This window comes from Microbacterium resistens (assembly GCF_031456305.1).
GTDB lineage: Bacteria > Actinomycetota > Actinomycetes > Actinomycetales > Microbacteriaceae > Microbacterium > Microbacterium resistens_A.
The window spans coordinates 1-20,852 of sequence record NZ_JAVDUM010000008.1; the positions used below are offsets into that span (position 1 = coordinate 1).

The 20,852-nt window shown below is 71.7% G+C and carries 19 protein-coding genes and 1 rRNA gene; all 20 read left to right on the forward strand.

Translation table 11 applies throughout. The features are described from left to right. Positions 1-71, forward strand: a 5S ribosomal RNA gene (rrf, locus tag J2Y69_RS18115); the annotation flags it as partial. 147 nt (positions 72-218) lie between these two features. After that, the gene (locus tag J2Y69_RS09725; RefSeq protein WP_310020075.1) at positions 219-1,115 is read left to right on the forward strand and encodes a hypothetical protein; all 897 of its coding nucleotides are present in this window, start codon (positions 219-221) and stop codon (positions 1,113-1,115) included. Positions 1,116-1,162: 47 nt separating this feature from the next. Further along, positions 1,163-1,900: a hypothetical protein gene (locus tag J2Y69_RS09730; protein ID WP_310020077.1), complete on the forward strand. Its 738-nt coding sequence runs from the start codon at positions 1,163-1,165 to the stop codon at positions 1,898-1,900. Beyond that, a complete protein-coding gene (locus J2Y69_RS09735) occupies positions 1,897-2,940 on the forward strand; it encodes an HAD-IIA family hydrolase (protein ID WP_310020079.1) in 1,044 nt (347 codons plus the stop codon). The genes J2Y69_RS09730 and J2Y69_RS09735 overlap by 4 nt, the downstream gene beginning before the upstream one ends. Before the next feature lie 43 nt (positions 2,941-2,983). Next, positions 2,984-3,151 carry a hypothetical protein gene (locus J2Y69_RS09740; RefSeq protein ID WP_310020380.1) on the forward strand — a complete coding sequence of 56 codons (168 nt, stop codon included), beginning with the start codon at positions 2,984-2,986 and terminating at the stop codon, positions 3,149-3,151. Beyond that, the gene (locus tag J2Y69_RS09745) at positions 3,148-3,948 is read left to right on the forward strand and encodes a TlyA family RNA methyltransferase (RefSeq protein WP_310020081.1); all 801 of its coding nucleotides are present in this window, start codon (positions 3,148-3,150) and stop codon (positions 3,946-3,948) included. Before J2Y69_RS09740 ends, J2Y69_RS09745 begins: the two co-directional genes overlap by 4 nt. Continuing rightward, complete coding sequence (locus J2Y69_RS09750; RefSeq protein ID WP_310020083.1) at positions 3,945-4,850, forward strand: NAD kinase; 906 nt, start codon at positions 3,945-3,947, stop codon at positions 4,848-4,850. The genes J2Y69_RS09745 and J2Y69_RS09750 overlap by 4 nt, the downstream gene beginning before the upstream one ends. Continuing rightward, positions 4,847-6,529, forward strand: coding sequence for a DNA repair protein RecN (gene recN, locus J2Y69_RS09755; RefSeq protein WP_310020367.1), 1,683 nt, complete (start codon positions 4,847-4,849; stop codon positions 6,527-6,529). The genes J2Y69_RS09750 and recN overlap by 4 nt, the downstream gene beginning before the upstream one ends. 51 nt (positions 6,530-6,580) lie before the next feature. Beyond that, positions 6,581-7,495 carry a PfkB family carbohydrate kinase gene (locus J2Y69_RS09760; RefSeq protein WP_310020085.1) on the forward strand — a complete coding sequence of 305 codons (915 nt, stop codon included), beginning with the start codon at positions 6,581-6,583 and terminating at the stop codon, positions 7,493-7,495. Between the two features lie 36 nt (positions 7,496-7,531). After that, positions 7,532-9,223: a CTP synthase gene (locus J2Y69_RS09765; protein WP_310020369.1), complete on the forward strand. Its 1,692-nt coding sequence runs from the start codon at positions 7,532-7,534 to the stop codon at positions 9,221-9,223. Between the two features lie 4 nt (positions 9,224-9,227). Next, positions 9,228-9,839, forward strand: a complete 612-nt coding sequence (locus J2Y69_RS09770; protein WP_310020087.1) for an NUDIX hydrolase — start codon at positions 9,228-9,230, stop codon at positions 9,837-9,839. Between the two features lies 1 nt (position 9,840). Then, positions 9,841-10,743, forward strand: coding sequence for a site-specific tyrosine recombinase XerD (gene xerD / locus J2Y69_RS09775; RefSeq protein WP_310020088.1), 903 nt, complete (start codon positions 9,841-9,843; stop codon positions 10,741-10,743). A gap of 74 nt (positions 10,744-10,817) precedes the next feature. Beyond that, positions 10,818-11,876, forward strand: a complete 1,059-nt coding sequence (locus J2Y69_RS09780) for a hypothetical protein (protein ID WP_310020091.1) — start codon at positions 10,818-10,820, stop codon at positions 11,874-11,876. A gap of 1 nt (position 11,877) precedes the next feature. Beyond that, a complete protein-coding gene (locus tag J2Y69_RS09785) occupies positions 11,878-13,629 on the forward strand; it encodes an efflux RND transporter periplasmic adaptor subunit (protein WP_310020093.1) in 1,752 nt (583 codons plus the stop codon). Next, the gene (locus J2Y69_RS09790; RefSeq protein ID WP_310020095.1) at positions 13,626-14,300 is read left to right on the forward strand and encodes an ABC transporter ATP-binding protein; all 675 of its coding nucleotides are present in this window, start codon (positions 13,626-13,628) and stop codon (positions 14,298-14,300) included. The genes J2Y69_RS09785 and J2Y69_RS09790 overlap by 4 nt, the downstream gene beginning before the upstream one ends. Further along, positions 14,297-15,640, forward strand: a complete 1,344-nt coding sequence (locus J2Y69_RS09795) for an ABC transporter permease (RefSeq protein WP_310020097.1) — start codon at positions 14,297-14,299, stop codon at positions 15,638-15,640. The genes J2Y69_RS09790 and J2Y69_RS09795 overlap by 4 nt, the downstream gene beginning before the upstream one ends. A 131-nt stretch (positions 15,641-15,771) precedes the next feature. Continuing rightward, on the forward strand, positions 15,772-17,316 hold the full coding sequence (locus J2Y69_RS09800; protein ID WP_310020099.1) for an amino acid permease: 1,545 nt from the start codon (positions 15,772-15,774) through the stop codon (positions 17,314-17,316). Positions 17,317-17,334: 18 nt separating this feature from the next. After that, positions 17,335-18,048, forward strand: a complete 714-nt coding sequence (locus tag J2Y69_RS09805; protein WP_310020100.1) for a FadR/GntR family transcriptional regulator — start codon at positions 17,335-17,337, stop codon at positions 18,046-18,048. Further along, on the forward strand, positions 18,045-19,442 hold the full coding sequence (locus J2Y69_RS09810; RefSeq protein WP_310020102.1) for a glutamine synthetase family protein: 1,398 nt from the start codon (positions 18,045-18,047) through the stop codon (positions 19,440-19,442). Before J2Y69_RS09805 ends, J2Y69_RS09810 begins: the two co-directional genes overlap by 4 nt. Before the next feature lie 2 nt (positions 19,443-19,444). Next, complete coding sequence (locus J2Y69_RS09815) at positions 19,445-20,839, forward strand: aldehyde dehydrogenase family protein (protein WP_310020104.1); 1,395 nt, start codon at positions 19,445-19,447, stop codon at positions 20,837-20,839. Positions 20,840-20,852 lie beyond the last annotated feature (13 nt).

Genomic DNA, 20,852 nt, shown 5'->3' on the forward strand with positions numbered 1-20,852 from the left:
CGGAAGCTAAGCCTCATAGCGCCGATGGTACTGCAGGGGGGACCCTGTGGGAGAGTAGGACACCGCCGGACTCCTTTTCACGGAAAGGCCACCCACTGATGGGTGGCCTTTCCGCGTTAACAGGGTCATCTGAGAGGATCTCTCCATGTCGGAAGAAGAGCAGCGCCGTAAGGACTCCCGCGAGGGTTCGGAGCGTCCGAAGCGACGGTTCGTCGACGGTGACCGGACATCGCCCGGCGCTCGCGTGCCGCGCCGCGATGATCGCGATCGTCCGCGGCAGGGTTCCGACGGGGGAGCACCTCGTCGAGATGGCCAGGATCGCACGTCTCGTGGCACCACGGGTGGCGATCGCCGCACCGGCGCGCCCTACGGCCGTTCCGGCGCGCCCCGTGGTGACGGAGAACGTCGTTCTGGCGCTTCGAACAGCGATCGTCGTTTCGGTGGGGCGGCCGGCGGCGACCGCCGTTCCGGCGGACCGCGCGACGGCGAGCGTCGCTATCAGAAGCCGGGCGATGCGCCGCGCCGGGACAGTGCACCGCGCGATGGTGCACCGCGTCGAGACAGCGCACCACGCGAAGGGGCACCGCGTGATGGTGCAGGACGTAGCGGTGCTGGCCGCGGGTCGTGGTCGAGGGACGGCGATCGTCGTCCGAGCGCACCGCGTGACGGCGACCGGCGATTCGGGCGTGATGACCGCGGAGACCGCGCGGGCGGAAGGCCCGCCGGCGAACGGCGTGAGTCGGGACAGCGTGCGTCGGGACAGGGCCGGTCTGGAGAGGGTCGGCCTGCGTTCCCGCGGGGGGATCGGCGTCCCGACGGGGCGCGGGATCCGCGCCGCGACGACCGTCCGCAGCGTCCGCAGTCCGGCGGCCGCCCCGATCGTGGTGGGCGCCCGGATCGCGGGGAGGGCTTCCGGCCCCGCCCGCAGGGTCGCTTCGGGGACCGCAGAGATGACCGCAGGGACGACCGCAGAGATGATGGGCGTCGTGGCGGCGACGGGGACCGTTCGGGTCGGCCGCGCCGGGACACCTTCGCGGCGGATCGCCCGGCGGACCCGATCCTCCCCGAGGAGATCACCCCGCGGGACCTCCATCCGTCGGCACGCAACGAGCTGAAGACGCTGAGCAAGGAGAATGCCGAGACGGTCGCCAGGCACCTCGCGATGGCGGCGAAGCTCATCGACGAGGAGCCGGCGCTCGCCCACGAGCACGCCCTCGCGGCCTCCCGCCGTGCGGGCCGTGTGGCCGTCGTCCGCGAGTCGGTGGGGATCACCGCCTACGCGGTCGGCGACTTCGCTCTGGCCCTGCGGGAGCTCCGCACCTACCGTCGCATCTCCGGCAACGACGACCAGATCGCCCTGATCGTCGACAGCGAGCGGGGGATGGGGCGTCCCGAGCGAGCCCTGGAGGAGGCGCGCGCGGTGGATCGTGCCGCGCTCCCGGTCAACGCCCGCGTCGCCCTGGCGATCGCGATGTCCGGCGCTCGACTCGACCGCGGCGAGACCGAGCTTGCGCTCGGCGAGCTGGAGATCCCGGAGCTCGATCCCGACCGCGCCTTCGAGTGGAGCCCCGCGCTGTTCGCAGCGCGTGCGGCGGTGCTCGATGACCTCGGGCGGGCCGACGAGGCCGCCTTCTGGCAGGAGCGGGCAGAGGTCGCCGCCGAGGCGCTCGGCCCCGACGCGGAGGACGACGAGATGGTGATCGAGGACGCCCAGATCGAGGACGACGAGTCCATCGATGCGGACACCGATGCCGGCCTCGAGACGCACACCGAGCCTGCACAACCTGAGCCCGCACCTGAGCCCGAGCAGGCTGAGGTTGTGCAGGCTGAAGAGTCCGCGGTGGCGGACGGCCCGACGGAGAAGGCCGAGGCCCCGGAGACGGCGGAGAAGAGAGAGTGAGCCTCTTCTCCCGAGCGCGACAGGCGGAGCCGCGGACGCCGTTGACCGATGTCGATCTGGTCCTCGCGGACCTCGACGGCGTGGTCTACGCGGGTCCGGGCCCCATCCCGCATGCGGTCGAGAGCCTCCTCGAGGTGGAGCGCACGCGGCGGCTCGGCTACATCACGAACAACGCCGCCCGCACCGACGCGACCGTGGCCGCGCACCTCACCGAGCTCGGCCTGCACGTCGCGCCAGACGAGGTGGTCACCAGCCCCCAGGCGGCCATGCGGCTCCTCGGGGGGCTCATCCCCTCGGGCTCGACCGTCCTGGTCATCGGAGGGGACGGTCTCGTCGTCGAGGCGGAGAAGGCCGGCTACCGCGTCACCCGCAGCGCCGACGATGCGCCGCAGGCGGTCGTGCAGGGCTTCGCCCCCGAGGTGGGCTGGCGAGAGCTCGCCGAGGCGGCCTTCGCGCTGAAGGTGCCCGAGGACGAGGGCGGCATCCCCTGGATCGCGACGAACACCGACTGGACGATCCCGCAGGCCCGCGGGCTCGCGCCGGGGAACGGCACGCTCGTCTCCGCCGTACACACGGCCGTCGGGCGTCTCGCGACCGTCGCGGGGAAGCCGGAGACGCCGATCTTCGAGGAGGCCGTCGCCCGCTTCGGTGCGCGTCGCCCGCTCTTCATCGGCGACCGGCTCGACACCGACATCCTGGGGGCGAACCGTGCGGGCATCGACTCCGTCCTGGTGCTCACGGGCGTCGATCGTCCGAAGCATGTGTTGGCTGCCCCCGAGGGCTCGCGTCCGACGTTCGTGGTCGGCGACCTCCGCGAGCTGCACGAGCCGTACCCGGAGATCGAGACCGCGGGCGACGTCGTCAGCGTCCGCGGGGCGTCCGTGCGCATCGACGGCCCCGACGTCGTCATCCTGTCCGAGGGGGAGCGTCCGATCGACCTGCTGCGGGCGGGAGCGGCGGCGATCTGGCGCACCGGGCGTCAGATCTACGGCTTCCGCGTCCCCGAGCGGCTCTACGCGGATCCCTTCCACCGTCCGTAGCGTGGGGCCAGGGCCCGAGGAGCCCTGGCCGTAGAGTGGACCCGTGAGCGAGGACATGCCGGAAGACCCGGCCGACGGCCTGTGGAGCCGGCTGCGACTCATCGAGGGGCAGCCGCTGGACGCACGCGCGGAGGCCTATGCGGCGCTCCGCGACGATCTCGCACGACGGCTCGAGAACGCCCCGCGCGATCCGCAGTCCGAGCGCGGATGACCGCCCGTCTCGACGCCGCACTCGCCGCGCGCGGCCTCGCCCGCTCGCGGACCCACGCGGCGACTCTCATCGCTGAGGGGGTGGTGAGCGTCAACGGCTCTCCGGTCGTGAAGCCCGCCACGCGCGTCGGCGACGAGGATCTGCTGGATGTCGCGGCGGAGGACCACTACGTCAGCCGCGGAGCGCACAAGCTCCTCGCCGCGCTGGACGGCTTCGGGATCCCCGTCGAGGGGCGGCTGGCCCTGGACATGGGCGCGTCGACGGGCGGGTTCACCCAGGTGCTGCGCGAGCGCGGAGCGCGGCGTGTTCTCGCGGTCGACGTCGGGCACGGGCAGCTGTCCCTGCGGATCGCCGCCGACCCGCAGGTCGTCGCGGTCGAGGGCTTCAACGTGCGTCACATGACGCCGCAGTCGCTGGCCGCGCAGACCGGCGAGGAGGAGGCCCCAAGCCTCGTCGTCGGCGATCTGTCCTTCATCTCCCTCGCGCTCGTCCTGCCGGCGGTCGCGGCGGTCGTCGCCCCCGATGCCGACGTCGTGCTCCTCGTGAAGCCGCAGTTCGAGGTGGGTCGCACGGCGGTCCGCGGCGGACTCGTGACGGATCCGGCGACGCGGGCCGACGCGCTCGCGCGAACCCTCTGGAGCGCCTGGGACGCGGGGCTCGGCACCAAGGGGATCCTGCCGTCGCCCGTCCTCGGCACGCACGGCAACGCCGAGTTCCTCGTCCATCTCGTGCCCGGCGGCGGGAGTGATCCGTCAGAATGGAGGAGCACGACCGACCGGATCGCAGGAGGACGATGAACGACCGCAACATCCTCGTCGTCGCACATGCGCGCAGGGAGGACACGGTGATCGCCGCACGTCGCGTGATCGCGGCGCTGCGCGAGGCTGGCGCCCGCCCCGTGCTCGCGCCCGAGGACCGGGAGGAGCTCGCCGGGGTCGATCCCGGGTTCGCCGGGGTGGACGTGCTCGGCGCGGCCCTCTCGGTCGAGGACCTCGAGCTCGCGATCGTCCTCGGCGGCGACGGGACGATCCTGCGCGCGGCCGAGCTCGTCCGCGGCGGCAGGGCGCCGGTGCTCGGGATCAACATGGGGCACGTCGGGTTCCTCGCCGAGATCGAGCGGGACGACATGGACGAGGCGGTGGCCCGGATCATCTCGCGGGACTACGAGGTCGAGGAGCGCCTGACCCTCTCCGTGCGGGTGAAGGACGCCGCGGGCGACGTCGTCTACGAGACGTGGGCGCTGAACGAGGCCACGGTGGAGAAGGCGAGCCGAGAGCGGATGATCGAGGTCGTCGTCGAGATCGACGGCCGCCCGCTGTCCACGTTCGGCTGCGACGGCATGGTCGTCTCCACGCCCACCGGCTCCACCGCGTACAACTTTTCCGCCGGGGGACCCGTCATCTGGCCCGGCGTCGAGGCGATGGCGGTGGTACCACTGTCGGCCCATGCGCTGTTCGCCCGGCCGCTGGTCGTGGCGGCGGACGCGCCCGTCGCGATCGAGCTGCTCGAACGCAACGACGGCACCGGGATCCTCTGGTGCGACGGCCGCCGCTCGCACGAGCTGCCTCGGGGTGCGCGGGTCATCGTCCGCCGCTCGTCGAGGTCGGTCCGGCTCGCCCGTCTGCATCCGAGCCCCTTCACCGACCGGCTGGTGCGCAAGTTCCAGCTCTCCGTCGAGGGATGGCGGGGCGCCCCGTGATCGAGGAGATGCGGCTGCGCGATCTGGGGGTGATCGCCGAGGCGATCCTGCCGATCGGTCCTGGATTCACCGCGATCACCGGGGAGACCGGCGCGGGCAAGACGATGGTGGTGACCGGGCTCGGCCTGCTGCTGGGCGCGCGGGCGGACTCCGGGGCGGTGAGGGCCGGCGCCGCACAGGCGTCGGTGGCCGGCGTCTGGATCGTGCCGACCAGCGGTCGCGTCGCCGACACCGTGGCGGAGGCGGGCGGCGAGCTGGAGCCCCTCGGCGACGGCAGGGGAGAGCTGTACGTCTCGCGCACGCTCAGCGCCGAAGGGCGCAGCCGTGCGAGCGTGGGCGGACGGGCGGCCCCGGCCGGGGTCCTCGCCGACCTCGCCGACGACCTCGTCGTCGTGCACGGGCAGTCCGAGCAGCTCCGCCTGAAGTCCGCGGTCGCGCAGCGGGACGCCCTGGACCGGTTCGGCGGCGCCGCGGTCTCCTCGGCGCGGACGGCCTATGCCGGGGCCTGGGACCGCTGGCGTGCGCTCGCCGCGGAGCTCGAGGACCTGACCGCCAACCGTGACCGTCGTCGATCCGAGGCCGAGCGGCTCCGGGAGGAGCTGGCGCTGATCGAGGCCACGGATCCGAAGCCCGGCGAGGACGACGCGCTCGCCGAGCGTGCGGAACGCCTCGCGAACGCCGAGGAGCTGCGACTGGCCGCCTCCGTCGCGCGGGCGGCGCTCTCGGACGAAGACGGCGAGAACGACATCTCCGCGCTCGCCGCCGAGGCGCGGCGCACGCTCGAACGCGCGGCGGACCCCGAGCTCTCGGCCCTCGCGGAGGGCATCGCCGACCTCGGCTATCGCGCCGCGGACATCGCCGGCCAGCTGTCGGCCTATCTCGCCGATCTGGACGAGTCCGGTCCGCACGAGCTCGCGGCGGTGGAGGAGCGGCGGGCGGCGCTCGGCGCGCTCGTCCGCGCCCACGGCACCCTGGACGCCGCGCTGGAGCTGTGGGAGAGCGGCTCCGCCCGCCTCGCGGACCTCGACGACGACGGAGAGCGCGTCGATCGGCTCGTCGCCGAGCGGGACGAGGCGCGGGACCGGCTCGACGAGGCGGCGACCGCCCTCACCGCGCTCCGCGTCGACGCCGCGGCACGCCTCGGGGCGGCCGTCACCGAGGAGCTGCACGCGCTGGCGATGCCGGACGCGCGCCTCGTCGTCGCGGTCGCGGAGGGCGCCGAGAGCGCCAACGGTCGGGACGACGTGGCGATCCTGCTCGCGCCACACCCCGGCGCCGAGCCGCGTGCGGTGTCCCGTGGGGCGTCCGGCGGCGAGCTGTCGCGGGTGATGCTGGCGATCGAGGTCGTCATCGCGGGCACGGATCCGGTGCCGACCTTCGTCTTCGACGAGGTGGACGCCGGGATCGGCGGTGCCGCGGCGATCGAGGTCGGTCGGCGTCTCGCCCGGCTCGCGCAGACGTCGCAGGTGATCGTGGTCACCCACCTGGCACAGGTCGCCGCCTTCGCCGGCAACCATCTCTCGGTCGTCAAGGCGAACGACGGGCAGGTCACGGCCTCCAGCGTCCGGCGGCTCGACGGCGCCGAGCGGGAGGCCGAGATGGCGCGGCTCCTCTCCGGGCTCGCCGACTCCGATGCCGCGCTCCAGCACGCGCGCGAGCTGCTGAGCCTCCCGGCCTGAATCGGCGGGAGCTGTATCGGCATGGGACGAGTGGAGAGGCGGGCAGCGCGGATGAGCGGACGGATCGGAGTGTTCGGCGAGTCGCTCGTCGACATCGTCGTGGGCGGGGAGGAGCACCCAGGGGGCTCCCCGATGAACGTCGCCGTGGGGCTCGCCCGTCTCGGCCACCCGACCGTGCTGCACTCCCGCGTCGGCTCGGACGTCCGCGGCGACCGGATCCGCGCGCACCTCGCCGAGGCCGGCGTCGAGACGGGGGAGCGGACGATGGCGGACGGAGCGTCGTGGACCGCGACCGCGACGCTCGACGACGAGGGCAGGGCGCAGTACGCGTTCGCGCTGCCCGGGGACATCGAGGTGCCCGACCTGTCGGGCCTCGCGCTCCTGCACACCGGGTCGATCGGCGCGCTCAGGGATCCCGGGTCCTCGGCGCTGCTCGCCGCCCTCCGCGCCGCGCCGGCCTCGATGCTGCGCTGCCTCGACCCGAACATCAGGGCCGAGGTGATCGGTCCCGCCGAGGCCGCCAGGGACCGCGTGCGCGAGCTTGCGCTCGAGTGCCACGTCGTCAAGCTCAGCGACGAGGACGCCGCCTGGCTCCTGCCGGGCAGGGACCCGGCCGACGCGCTCGCGCTGCTCGCCGACCTCGGAGTCCGCTTCGCCGTGATGACCATGGGGGACCAGGGCTGCCTCGCGGTCGTGGACGGACGGCGGATTGAGCGGCCGGCGATCCCGGTCGTGCTCGCGGACACGATCGGCGCGGGCGACGCCTTCATGTCCGGCCTCCTCGCGGCGCTCCTGCGCGACGGCACGGACCGGCTGCTCGCCGCGGGGGCGCCCGTTCCGGAGGCGGCGGCGATCGCTGCCCTGGACACCGCTCTCGCGAGCGCGGCGGTCGCCGTGTCCCGTGCCGGTGCGGAGCCGCCGTATCCGGCCGAGCTCGCGAGGATGCTCGAGACCCGGGGTCGGTGACGGGGACTGATCGGCCTGATAGGCTTGAAGCCCGTGATGGAGACTTCAGACGCGCGGGCATCGAACGGCACGACCAAGCACATTTTCGTGACAGGTGGTGTCGTTTCCTCGTTGGGGAAGGGGCTCACCGCCGCGAGCCTCGGGAACCTGCTCACCGCCCGCGGACTGCGTGTCGTGATGCAGAAGCTCGACCCCTATCTGAACGTCGATCCTGGGACCATGAACCCCTTCCAGCACGGTGAGGTCTTCGTCACCGACGACGGCGCCGAGACGGACCTCGACATCGGGCACTACGAGCGGTTCCTCGACATCGAGCTGAGCCAGGCCGCCAACGTCACCACCGGACAGATCTACTCGCAGGTGATCGCCAAGGAGCGCCGCGGCGAGTACCTCGGCGACACCGTCCAGGTCATCCCGCACATCACCGACGAGATCAAGCGCCGCATGCGGTTGCAGGCCGACGAGACGCCGAAGCCCGACGTGATCATCACCGAGATCGGCGGCACGGTCGGCGACATCGAGTCCCAGCCGTTCATCGAGTCCGCCCGCCAGATCCGTCACGAGCTCGGCCGCAAGAACGTCTTCTTCGTGCACGTGTCGCTCGTGCCGTTCATGGGCGCGTCGGGCGAGCAGAAGACGAAGCCGACGCAGCACTCCGTCGCGACGCTGCGCTCGATCGGCATCCAGCCCGACGCGCTCGTCCTCCGCAGCGACCGGCCGGTGACCGACGCCAACAAGCGGAAGATCGCGCTGATGTGCGACGTGGACGAGGACGCCGTCGTCAACGCGATCGACGTCCCCAGCATCTACGACATCCCCACGATGCTGAACGACCAGGGACTGGACGACTACATCGTCGACGCGCTGGGGATGGAGAAGGCGGGCGACGTCAACTGGTCGCGCTGGCAGAAGGTGCTCCAGGCGGTGCACAACCCGAAGCACGAGGTGACGATCGGGCTCGTCGGCAAGTACATCGACCTCCCCGATGCGTACCTCTCGGTGACCGAGGCGCTGAAGGCCGGCGGCTTCGCGCACGAGGTCGCGGTGAAGATCCGCTGGATCCCGTCGGACTCCTGTGAGACCCCGGAGGGCGCGGCGAAGGCGCTGGCCGACGTGGACGGCATCTGCGTTCCCGGCGGCTTCGGCATCCGCGGAATCGAGGGCAAGCTCGGCGCCCTGCGGTTCTCCCGTGAGCAGGGGATCCCCGCCCTCGGCTTGTGCCTGGGGCTGCAGTGCATGGTCATCGAGTACGCGCGCAACGTCGCCGGGATCGACGGCGCCTCCTCCAGCGAGTTCGATCCGGAGACGAGCGAGCCGGTCATCGCCACGATGGCGGAGCAGGTCGAGATCCTCGACGGCGGCGACCTCGGCGGAACCATGCGTCTCGGGCTGTACCGGGCAGCGCTCGCCGAGGGGTCGCTCGCGAGCGAGCTCTACGGCGCGACCGAGGCGTCGGAGCGTCACCGCCACCGCTACGAGGTCAACAACGCCTACCGGGGCCGGCTGGCGGATGCGGGGCTGGTGTTCTCCGGACTCAACCCCGAGCTCGACCTCGTCGAGTACGTCGAGCTGCCGCGCGACGTGCACCCGTTCTACGTCGCGACCCAGGCCCACCCCGAGCTGCGGTCGAGGCCGACCGACCCGCACCCGCTGTTCCGCGGTCTCGTCGGCGCCGCGATCGAGCGGCACCGGGCGAGCGAGCTGTTCGACGTGAGCGACGAGGACTGAGCGCATGACGGATGCGGCGGCGGGGCCCGAGAGCGCCGGGCTGCGCGATGAGCCCTTCTCGCCCGAGGTGGTCTCGAGCGAGAACGTCTACCGCGGGTACGTCTGGGGCGTGCGCGAGGATCGGATCCGCTACGGCGACGGCGAGATCGTGCGGCAGTACGTCGAGCACACCGGAGCGGTCGCCGTCGTCGCGATCGACGAGGACGACCGGGTGCTGCTGATCCAGCAGTACCGGCATCCGATCCGTCAGCGCGACTGGGAGCTCCCCGCCGGTCTGCTGGACGTGGCGGGCGAGGATCCGCTGGACGCCGCGCGACGGGAGCTCGCCGAGGAGGCGGACCTGATCGCCGCCACCTGGGAGCCGCTGGTGTCGACGTACACGACTCCGGGGGGCAACTCGGAGATCATCCACCTCTTCCTGGCGACGGATCTCGGCCCCGCGCCGCAGACGTTCTCCCGCGAGGACGAGGAGGCGGACATCCGGGTGGCCTGGGTGCCGCTCTCCGAGGCCGCGGACGCCGTGCTCGACGGACGCATGCGCAACGCGATCCTCGCGGTCGGGGTGCTCTCGGCCGAGCGGCGCCGTCGGCCGGCGGGGCGGCGCGCCGGAGCCTAGCGTGGACCTGGAGCGTGCGCTCGACGCCTACCTGCGGCATGTGACGATCGAGCGCGGCCTGGCCGCGCACACGCTCGCCGCCTATCGCCGGGACCTCGCGGCGTATGTGACATGGCTCACGGCGGACGGGATCGCCGACACCGATGCGATCGGACCGGACGCCGTAGGGCGCTTCATCGCCGATCGGGCGGGCGCCGTGCCCCCGCCCGCGGCGACGAGCCTCGCGCGGCTGCAGTCCTCCGTGCGCGGCTGGCACCGTTTCCTGGCCAGGGAGGGCATCGCGACGGAGGATCCGACCTCCCGCCTCCGCCCGCCGAAGCTCGGACGGAGACTGCCGAAGGCGCTCACGATCGATCAGGTCGAGCGCCTGCTGGCGGCACCGTCGGCGGAGGAGCCGCTGGGGATCCGGGATCGCGCGCTGCTGGAGCTCCTCTACGCCACCGGCGCCCGGGTGTCCGAGGCGACGGCGCTCGATGTCGACGACCTCGCCCATGGCGACGTGCTGCGCCTTCGGGGCAAAGGCTCGAAGGAACGCATCGTCCCCGTCGGCTCCTACGCCCGGACGGCGGTGGACGCCTACCTCACGCGGGTGCGCCCGACGCTCGCCGCGCGGGGGAAGGCCTCGGCGCGGCTGTTCCTCGGTGCGCGCGGCGCCCCGCTCTCGCGTCAGAGCGCGTGGCTGATCATCCGTTCCGCGGCGGAGCGCGCGCACCTGGACGTGGAAATCTCGCCGCACACGCTGCGGCACTCCTTCGCGACCCACCTGATGCAGGGCGGAGCCGATGTCCGTGTGGTCCAGGAGCTCCTCGGGCACGCGTCGGTGGCGACCACGCAGATCTACACGCACGTCTCGGCGGACGCGCTGCGCGACGTGTACGTCACCGCGCATCCACGGGCCCGCTGACCGGGGGATGACGCTTTCCGGCGATCTTCCGTAGTCTGAGGGGCAGGCGAAAGCCCTCGACGCAAGGAGCCACGATGCGAACCACCGGACCCCGACTGCCGATCGCGCTGACGACCCTCGTCCTCGCCGCAGGTGTTCTGACCGCCTGCGCCGGGGGTGCGGGCGGGCTCAAACCCGAGGACTCGCCCCTCGGGCAGTACCTCGCCGCAGCATCCGGAGGAGACCTGTCCGAGGAGGAGCAGAACCGGCGCTTCGAGGAGCAGAACAAGAAGCAGGAGGAGCTCGTCGCGCAGTGCATGGCGAAGGAGGGGTTCGAGTACAAGCCCTTCACCGGGAACACCGCGATCGCGGTCAGCGGGGACGGCGACTGGGACCCCGAGTCCCGTGGCTGGGTCGAGAAGTACGGCTACGGCGCCGTGAACAGCCCCTGGGCCGAGCGCCACCAGGATCCGGGGGAGGGGCCGGACGAGAGCATGAAGGACCCCAACCAGGAGTACCTCGAGACCCTCTCCGAGTCCGAGCAGGCCGCCTTCAACGAAGTCCTCCACGGCAAGATGCCCGATCCGGCTGAGATGGGGGAGGACGGCAGCTTCGAGTGGAAGTGGGAGGACGCCGGCTGTCAGGGGTGGGCGCAGCACGAGATCGGTGCCGGAGACCCGTGGCAGGCGGATGAGTTCTCAGGGCTCCGGGATCGGATGCAGAAGTTCTGGGAGGGCACGCAGGAGTCGGCACCGATGAAGGAGCTCGACGGCAAGTGGGCCTCCTGCATGGCGGATGCGGGCGAGCCCGGCTTCACGAAGCAGGGCGATGCCGCACAGACGATCTATGACGCGATGAACAAGATCTACGAGGCCGCCAATGGCAACGGATCGGTCGGCGGAGGCACGGGGGCGACGCCGCCGCCGTCGGAGGTCTCTGACCCCGCCGACGTGCCCGACCCGAGCAAGAGCCCGGAGATGAAGGAGCTCGGAGAGAAGGAGGTCGCGCTGGCGCTGAAAGACCTCGACTGCCGGGAGAAGACCGCCTACCGCGATACGCAGATCAAGAACCAGTTCGCGCTCGAAGAGGAGTTCATCGCCGCGAACAAGGCCGATCTCGAGGCCTTCAAGGCCGCGGCCGAGCAGAGCAAGTGACGTGAGCGAGGACAGGAACGCGACGAACGGCGTGCCCGCGGACGACGCTCCGGATAACGCGCTGGGCAAGGCTCCGGAGAATGCTCTGGACAATGCTCCGGAGAACGCTCCGGGCGAGGCTCTGGGCGAGGGGGCGGCGAGGCCGGACTCCTTCGAGCGGCTGATCGACGGGGCGGCGACGGAGCCGATCGAGGAGAGCGCCGGAGCCGTGCCCGCGTCCGAGGGCGCACCGGAGGACGAGGGTGCACCGGAGAGCGAGGGCGCGGACGGCGGGCCTTCCCGCGTGAGCGGCTGGGCGCGCGTCTTCCGCGGGAACAAAGGGCTGTGGATCGGCGCGGCGGCGGCGATCGTCGCCCTGGTCGGCGGACTCCTGGTCGGCACCTTCGTGCTGGCCCCCGCGGACGCCGCGGGGGACGCGCCGAAGCCGGGCCTGGTCACCGTCCCGGTCGAGTTCGGACCGCTGAGCAACGACGTGACCCTCCGGGCGGAGGTCGGCTACGCGGACGCGGTCGAGGTGACCATCGACACGAGCAGCGTGTCGGGCGCTGCCGTCGTCACCGGGCAGCTGCCCGCGGCCGGCGCCACGTTCTCGGCGCTCTCGATCGCGCTCGAGGTCACGGGGCGTCCCGTGATCGTCCTGCCCGGGGAGCTTCCCGCGTACCGCACGCTGCGGTACGGCGTCTCCGGCCCCGACGTCCTCCAGCTCAAGCAGGCCCTCGTCGCGGTCGGCATCGATGCCGGGGACGCCGCATCGAACGTGTTCGACGAGGCGACCGCGAACGGGATCGCCCAGCTCTACGCGCAGGTCGGCTACCCGGCACCGAGCCCCGCGAACGGGGCCGAGGACGCCTACCGGTCGGCGCAGGAGGGACTGCGCAGCGCCGAGAGCGCCGTCGCCTCGGCGGAGGCGCAGCTCTCCGCCGCGAACGCCGGTCCGACCGACCTCCAGGTGTGGGAGGCGGATGTCGCGATCAAGCAGGCCGAGCTCGCGGTGCAGGCCGCCCGCCAGTCGGGGCAGGGGGTGCAGGAGGCCGAGTGGGCGCTCCAGACCGCCCAGCTCCAGCGGCAGCAGCTCTTCGCCGGCCGCGACACCAGCGGTGAGCGAGGGGCGGTCGACGCGGCCTACGCGCAGGTCAACTCCGCGCGCGAGGCGCTGGAACGGGCGCGGCTGGAGGCGCTCCCGCACCTCCCCTCGAGCGAAGTGCTGTTCCTCACGGAGCTGCCACGCCGTGTCGACGAGGTGAAGGCCAAGCGGGGGACCGTCCTGCAGGGGGCGGCGATGACCGTGTCCGGGGCGACGGTCCGGCTGACCGGCAGCGCGGCGGAGGCCGACGCGCGCCTCCTCAAGGCGGGGGACGCCGGGACCTTCGAGCTGCCGGACGGCACCGCCCACAAGGCGACGATCACCGAGGCGGCGCCCGCCAAGGACGGCAAGGGGCGCTGGCAGGTGCTGTTCCAGCCGGATCCGCTGACCGCGGAGCAGGTGCAGCAGCTGCAGGGCTCCAACGTGCGCGTGCAGGTCGCGGTGGGCGCCACCGACGGCGACGTGCTCTCCGTTCCGGTCGCGGCGCTCACCGCCGGTCCCGGCGGGGAGTCCAGGGTCGAGATCGTCGAGGGCGACCCGCGCGAGGGCGAGGCCGCCAAGACCAGGATGGTGGTCGTGAAGACCGGGCTCGCCGCCCGCGGAGCCGTGGAGGTGACGCCGACCGAGGGGACCCTGGAGAAGGGCGACCTCGTGGTGGTGGGCCGGTGACCGCGCCCCTCGTCGAGCTCCGCGACGTCACGCGCTCCTTCCCCGGGCCGCCCGAGGTGCAGGCGCTCAAAGGGGTGTCGCTGACCGCCGAGGCCGGCGACTACATCTCGATCGTCGGCCCGAGCGGCTCGGGCAAGTCGACGATGCTGAACATCCTCGGCCTGCTGGACCGGCCGAGCGTCGGGGAGTACCGGCTGGCCGGCGGACTCACCGGCGACCTCAGCGAGGACGATCGGGCGGCGGTCCGCGCGCGCTTCATCGGCTTCGTCTTCCAGTCCTTCCACCTCATGCCCCGTCGCTCCGTGCTGGAGAACGTCCTCATGCCGATGCTCTACAGCGGGGTCCCCCGCGGTGAGCGGGAGAGCAGGGCGAGGGAGGCGCTCGAACGCGTCGGCCTCGGGCATCGGATCGACTTCCTCCCCGGCTCCCTCTCGGGGGGAGAGCGGCAGCGGGTGGCCGTGGCGCGCGCCGTGGTGAGCGGGCCGCGCCTCCTCCTCGCGGACGAGCCGACGGGGAACCTCGACCAGGGCACCACCGACGGGGTGATGAGGCTCTTCGAGGAGCTCAACGACGAGGGGCTCACGCTCATCGTCATCACCCACGACGTCGGGGTCGCGCGTCGCGCGCGCCGCTCGATCCGGATCCTCGACGGCAGGGTGAGCGAGCGATGACCCGCGAGCGCGAGCGCACACGGCGCCGGCTCTGGCCGTGGCGGAGGAGGCGGGCGGGAGAGGACGTCTCTGCCGAGGAGACCGTGGCCGACCCGAAGGCGGCGCTGGTCCCCGCCGTCCGCCACGCCGATCGCTTCACCTTCCAGGACCTCGTCGCCGAGGCCACGGCCGACATCGGCTCGCGGCCGGCCCGCCTGGTGATGACGATCCTCGGGACCGTGCTCGGCATCGGCTCGCTCGTGGCCACCGTGGGCTTCGCGCAGACCGCCGCCGCGCAGATCGCGAGCCAGTTCGACGGCGTCGCGGCGACCCAGGTGGTCGTCACCCCGGCACAGGCGCAGTCCGGGGCCAAGAAGGTCACGGCAGGCCGCATCCCCTGGGACGGCGTCGACCGGGTCCTGCGGCTGGCCGGCGTCGAGGACGCGGCGCTGCTCGCCTCCGTGCCGCTGGCGAAGGACGGGACGATCACCGCGGTGCCCGTGAACGACCCGGCCGCGCCGCCGGTCGCGTCCCCCGCCCTCTTCGCCTCCTCGGCGGAGCTCCTGGACGCCATGGACGGCGGAATCGCCACCGGGCGCTTCTTCGACGACGGGCACGACGAGCGCGCCGACCGCGTCGCGGTCCTCGGGGCCAAGGCCGCCGAGCGGCTCGGGATCAACCGCATCGACTCGCAGCCGTCGATCTTCGTGTCCGGCGTCGCATACGCTGTGATCGGGATCGCCGACGCGATGGATCGCCGCTCGGATCTGGGCGACGCCGTCATCATCCCGATGGGCGCGGCGCGCGCCGACTTCGCCCTCGTCGCGCCGTCGGAGCTCGCCATCCGCATCAGTGTCGGGGCAGGGCCCCAGGTGGCCAAGCAGGCCGTCATCGCTCTGCAGCCGGACGAGCCGGAGAGTCTGGAGGCGCGCTCGCCGTCCGCCTCCTCGGACCTGAGCCGCAACGTGCAGGCCGACGTCAACGTCGTCTTCCTGATCCTGGGGGCGATCGTGCTGCTCGCAGGCGGACTGGGGATCGCGAACGTGACGCTCCTGTCCGTGATGGAGCGGATCGGGGAGATCGGCCTCCGGCGAGCCCTGGGGGCGACGCGACGTCAGATCGGCGCCCAGTTCATGGTCGAGTCGATCGTGATCGGGATCGTCGGAGGGCTCATCGGATCCGCCCTCGGCGTGATCGGGGTCGTGGTGGTCGCGGCGGTCCAGGGATGGGCGCCGGTCGTGGATCCGCTCGTGGCGAGCGCGGGAGCCCTGCTCGGCGCGGTCGTGGGGTGGGCCTCCGGCTGGTATCCGGCGCGGCGGGCATCGCGCATCGAGCCGGTCGCGGCGCTCCGCGGGGGCTGAGCGCCGGCCGGCGCGCGGAGAGCGGGATTCGTCGATCGGAATAAGGTTTGAAGTCAGACCATTGACTTAACGTCGCCGAAGCCGCCAGAATCGCTCCAAAGGCTCCCTCCCCGAAAGCAGGCAGCACGCCCATGAGCGAATCGACAAAGACGCCGGACGCACATCCCCTCGACGACGACGCGGCCGCACTGGCCGAGCTCGGCTACAAACAGGAGCTCCACCGAGGCATGTCGGGGTTCTCCAACTTCGCGGTCTCGTTCTCGATCATCTCGATCCTGGCGGGCTGCATCACCTCCTTCAACATCGCGCTGAAGTCCGGCGGCCCGTCCGCCATCACCATCGGCTGGCCCCTGGTCGGGGTCTTCGTGCTCTGCGTCGCGTTGGCGATGGCGGAGGTCTGCTCGCGGTACCCGACCGCGGGCGGGCTCTACTTCTGGGCCGGACGCCTGGCCAAGAGGAACAAGCGGCAGTGGGCGTGGTTCGTCGGCTGGTACAACTTCCTCGGCGAGGTCGCCGTCACCGCGGCCATCGACTACGGCGCCGCCGCGACCATGATGGCCTTCGCGAACCTCATGTGGGGCGTCGAGGTCACCTCCCTCGGCACCTTCCTCCTCTTCGTCGTGCTGATCGTCATCCACGGCCTCCTCAACACCTTCGGCGTCAACATCGTCAGCCTGCTCTCGACCGTGTCCGCCTGGTGGCACATCGCGGGCGTCGTCGTCATCGTCGGCGTGCTCTGGATTCTCCCCGCCGAGCACCAGGACGCGGCGTGGACCTTCACGACCTGGCACAACGAGACCGGCTGGTCCTTCGGCCCGTACGTGTTCCTCATGGGCCTGCTGATGGCGCAGTACACCTACACCGGCTACGACGCCTCGGCGCACGTGGCGGAGGAGACCAAGAACGCCTCCCGTGCGGCGCCGAGGGGCATCGTGATGAGCGTGCTCATCTCGATCATCGGCGGCTGGATCCTGCTCTACACGATCGTCGCGTCGATCCAGGACGGCAGCGAGGAGGGGCTCTCCACGATCGTCAACACCGCCACCGGCTCCGGCCCCGCGCAGATCTTCCTCGATGCGCTCGACAACCCCGACGTGGCGAAGTTCCTGCTGTTCATCGTCTGCGGCGCCCAGTTCTTCTGCGGCATGGCGTCGGTGACGGCGAACTCGCGCATGAGCTACGCGTTCTCCCGCGACAACGCCATCCCGGGCTCCCGCCTGTGGGCGCAGGTGAACAAGCGCACCGGGACCCCGACGAACTCGATCTGGCTGTGCGTCGTGCTGTCGATCATCGTCACGGTGCCGGCGCTGTTCAACTACACCGCCTACGCCGCCGTCACCTCGATCGCGGTGATCGGGCTCTACATCGCCTACGTGACACCGGTCTTCCTGCGCCGGCGCAGCGAGGACTTCACCCCGGGACCGTGGAACCTCGGACGCTGGAGCGCGGTCATCGGCTGGATCGCCGTGGTCTGGGTGGTCTTCATCGTCATCCTGTTCATCCTCCCCCCGGTCTTCCCGGTCACGGTCGACACCTTCAACTACGCCCCGATCGCGGTCGTGGTCGTGGGAGTGCTGGCGATCGTGCTCTGGCACACCAACGGGAAGAAGAACTTCATGACCGAGGCGGAGGCGTCCCACCTCACCAAGTCCGCGACCACGCTCCTGGAGGAGTGAGGGCCGAAGATGGACGACATGATGGATTCCCCCCTGGTGGACGCCGCCCTGCATCCGGTCCGCGGGCACATGGCCTTCGAGTCCTGCGTGGAGCAGCTCGGCTCGGCCATCCAGCTCGGGATCTTCCGGGTCGGGACGAAGCTGCCCGGTGAGCGCGAGCTCGCCGAGAGGCTCAACGTCTCGCGCGCCACCCTGAGGGAGGCCATCAGCGCCCTCCGCGCCGCAGGTCTCGTCTCCACGACCCGCGGGCGCGGCGGGGGCACGGTCGTCGAGCCGCTCGTGGAGGCCTGGCCGTCGGGCCAGGCCGTCCCGCGCCGGGCGGAGATCGAGGACATCTCCGTCTTCCGCTCCGTGATCGAGCCCGGTGCCGCGTACCGCGCGGCGCGGACCGCGCTGGACGCGAGCCAGCGCGCGCTCCTGGAGACGAGCCTCGCCGACCTCGCCGCCGCGGAGACCCCGGCGGACTACCGGCAGGCGGACGCCCGCCTCCACCTCGCGATCAGCACGGTCTGCGGCTCCGACGAGCTCGCCAGGGCGTGCAGCGGGGTGCAGACGAAGATCCACCAGTTCCTGGCCGAGATCCCCTTCCTCAAGACGAACATCGAACACTCCGAAGAGGAGCACCGTGCGGTCGTCGCCGCGATCCTCGCGGGCGAGGCAGAGCGGGCACGCGACATCATGGCTGCCCACTGCGACGCGACGACCGCTCTCCTCAAGGGGCTACTGAAATGAGCACATCACCGATGAACACGCCCACACCCGTCCGCAACGACCGCATGCTCACCGCCGAGCAGCTGCGCGGTCTCGTCCTCGGCGACGAGATCGACACCGTCGTCCTCGCCTTCACCGACATGCAGGGGCGCCTGCAGGGGAAGCTCCTGCACGCGCGGTTCTTCCTCGACGAGGTGCTCGGCCACGGCACCGAGGGCTGCAACTACCTGCTGGCGGTGGACGTCGACATGAACACCGTCGACGGCTACGAGCACGCCAGCTGGGCCAGCGGCTACGGGGACATGGAGTTCATCCTCGACCTCGCCACGATCCGGCGCATGCCGCACCGGCCGGGGACGGTCATGATCCAGTGTGACCTGGCCTCCACGACCGGCGAGGCCGTCCGGGTCTCCCCGCGCGAGATGCTGCGGGTGCAGACCGAGCGCGCCGCCGGGCGCGGCTGGAAGGCGGTCGCCGGAACCGAGCTGGAGTTCGTGATCTACGACACGCCCTACGACCGCGCCTGGAACGACGGCTACCGTGGCCTCGTCCCGGCGAACCAGTACAACGTGGACTACTCGATCCTGGGGTCGACCCTGGTCGAGCCGCTGCTGCGCGAGATCCGCAACACCATGTACGCCTCGGGCCTCACCGTCGAATCGGCCAAGGGGGAATGCAACCTCGGCCAGCATGAGATCGCCTTCCGCTACGACGAGGTGATCACGACGGCCGACAACCACGCCTACTACAAGACGGCGTCGAAGGACATCGCCCGCCAGCACGGCAAGTCGATCACCTTCATGGCCAAGCCCGATCAGCGGGAGGGGAACTCCTGCCACGTGCACATGTCCCTGCGCGGCAAGGACGACGACGCCCTGGTGTTCTGGGACGAGGCGACGGGGACGCGCACGCCCGCCTACGACCACTTCATCGCCGGGGTCCTGGCGACGATGCGGGAGTTCACGCTGTTCTACGCGCCGAACATCAACTCCTACAAACGGTTCGTGAAGGGATCCTTCGCCCCGACGGCGGTTGCCTGGGGGATCGACAACCGCACCAGCGCCGTGCGTCTCGTCGGACGCGGCGCCGGCGCGCGGATGGAGAACCGTCTCCCCGGCGGGGACATGAACCCCTACCTCGGGCTCGCGGCGATGCTCGCCGGCGGCCTGTACGGGATCGAGCACGAGCTGCTCCTGGAGCCGGAGACCGTCGGCAACGCTTACGAGTCCGGCGCGCCGACCGTGCCGTCGACCATGCGCGAGGCAAGGGACGCGCTCGCCGGCTCCGCGATCGCGGCCGAGGTGTTCGGCGAGGACGTCGTGCGTCACTACGTGCACTACGCGGACGTGGAGATCGAGGCGTTCGACGCCGCGGTCACCGATTGGGAGCTCCGTCGCGGGTTCGAGAGGCTGTGAGCATGAGGATCCCCACTTCGCCGTTCGGCGCCGCCGGCGTCTTCACCGTTCTCGATCCCGCGACGGGCAGCCCCGTCGGAGACGTCGGTCTCGCAGACCTCGCCGAGACCGACGCCGCGATCGAGCGCGCCCATCGCGCCTTCCCCGCCTGGCGCGCGATCGCCCCGGGGGAGCGGGCGCGGCTGCTGCGCTCCTTCGCCTCCGCGGTCGAGGCCCACATCGACGAGCTCGCGGCCCTGGAGGTCGCAGGCTCCGGCCACACGATCGGCAACGCCCGCTGGGAGGCCGGCAACGTCCGAGACGTCCTGAACTACTACAGCGCAGCGCCCGAGCGGCACTTCGGGCGCCAGATCCCCGTCGCCGACGGCGTGGACATCACCTTCCACGAGCCGCTCGGGGTGGTCGGGATCATCGTCCCGTGGAACTTCCCGATGCCGATCGCCGGATGGGGCTTCGCCCCGGCGCTCGCCGCGGGCAACACCGTGGTCCTCAAGCCCGCCGAGCTGACCCCGCTCACCGCGCTCCGCCTCGGCGAGCTCGCCCTGGAGGCGGGTATCCCTGAGGGCGTCTTCACGGTGATCACGGGCAAGGGCAGCGTCGTCGGCGAGCGGTTCGTCACGAACCCCCTCGTGCGCAAGGTGTGCTTCACCGGCTCGACCGAGGTCGGCAAGGGGATCATGCGCGGGTGCGCGGATCAGGTGAAGCGGGTGACGCTGGAGCTCGGCGGCAAGAACGCGAACATCGTCTTCGCGGACGCGGACCTGGAGAAGGCGGCGGCATCGGCGCCGGGAGCGGGGCTGGACAACGCCGGCCAGGACTGCTGCGCCCGCTCCCGCATCCTCGTGCAGGCCGACGTCTACGACCGCTTCCTGGACCTGCTCCGCCCCGCGGTGGAGTCGTTCCGGGTGAAGGATCCCTCCGCGGAGGACGCCCAGATGGGCCCGCTCATCTCCGCCCGCCAGCGCGACGGCGTCGCGGCGCAGCTGTATGGCGCGGACGTCGCGTTCCGCGGACAGGGCGTCGAGGGCACCGGCGGCTTCTGGCTGCCGCCGACGGTCGTCCTCCCGCGCGGGGCCGATGACCCGGTCTGGACGCAGGAGCTCTTCGGGCCGGTGCTGGCGGTCATGCCGTTCACCGACGAGGAGGACGCGATCGCGAAGGCCAACGACACCGAGTACGGGCTGTCGGGATCGATCTACACGCGGGACCTCGCCAGGGCGCTGCGCGTCGCACGCGGCGTCGAGAGCGGGAACCTGTCCGTGAACTCCCACTCCTCGGTGCGCTACTGGACCCCGTTCGGCGGCTTCAAGCAGTCGGGGCTCGGGCGCGAGCTCGGCCCCGACGCGCCGGACTCCTTCTCCGAGGTGAAGAACGTCTTCATCTCGACCGACGGCTGAGACGCCGGACCAC

What these genes read in the sequence shown, in the direction of transcription:
- J2Y69_RS09730 (WP_310020077.1), top strand. Translation starts at nt 1,163, where the DNA reads ATGGCGGCGAAGCTCATCGACGAGGAGCCGGCGCTCGCCCACGAGCAC.
- J2Y69_RS09745 (WP_310020081.1), top strand. Translation starts at nt 3,148, where the DNA reads ATGACCGCCCGTCTCGACGCCGCACTCGCCGCGCGCGGCCTCGCCCGC.
- J2Y69_RS09750 (WP_310020083.1), top strand. Translation starts at nt 3,945, where the DNA reads ATGAACGACCGCAACATCCTCGTCGTCGCACATGCGCGCAGGGAGGAC.
- J2Y69_RS09760 (WP_310020085.1), top strand. Translation starts at nt 6,581, where the DNA reads ATGAGCGGACGGATCGGAGTGTTCGGCGAGTCGCTCGTCGACATCGTC.
- J2Y69_RS09765 (WP_310020369.1), top strand. Translation starts at nt 7,532, where the DNA reads ATGGAGACTTCAGACGCGCGGGCATCGAACGGCACGACCAAGCACATT.
- J2Y69_RS09770 (WP_310020087.1), top strand. Translation starts at nt 9,228, where the DNA reads ATGACGGATGCGGCGGCGGGGCCCGAGAGCGCCGGGCTGCGCGATGAG.
- J2Y69_RS09780 (WP_310020091.1), top strand. Translation starts at nt 10,818, where the DNA reads ATGCGAACCACCGGACCCCGACTGCCGATCGCGCTGACGACCCTCGTC.
- J2Y69_RS09795 (WP_310020097.1), top strand. Translation starts at nt 14,297, where the DNA reads ATGACCCGCGAGCGCGAGCGCACACGGCGCCGGCTCTGGCCGTGGCGG.
- J2Y69_RS09800 (WP_310020099.1), top strand. Translation starts at nt 15,772, where the DNA reads ATGAGCGAATCGACAAAGACGCCGGACGCACATCCCCTCGACGACGAC.
- J2Y69_RS09805 (WP_310020100.1), top strand. Translation starts at nt 17,335, where the DNA reads ATGATGGATTCCCCCCTGGTGGACGCCGCCCTGCATCCGGTCCGCGGG.
- J2Y69_RS09810 (WP_310020102.1), top strand. Translation starts at nt 18,045, where the DNA reads ATGAGCACATCACCGATGAACACGCCCACACCCGTCCGCAACGACCGC.
- J2Y69_RS09815 (WP_310020104.1), top strand. Translation starts at nt 19,445, where the DNA reads ATGAGGATCCCCACTTCGCCGTTCGGCGCCGCCGGCGTCTTCACCGTT.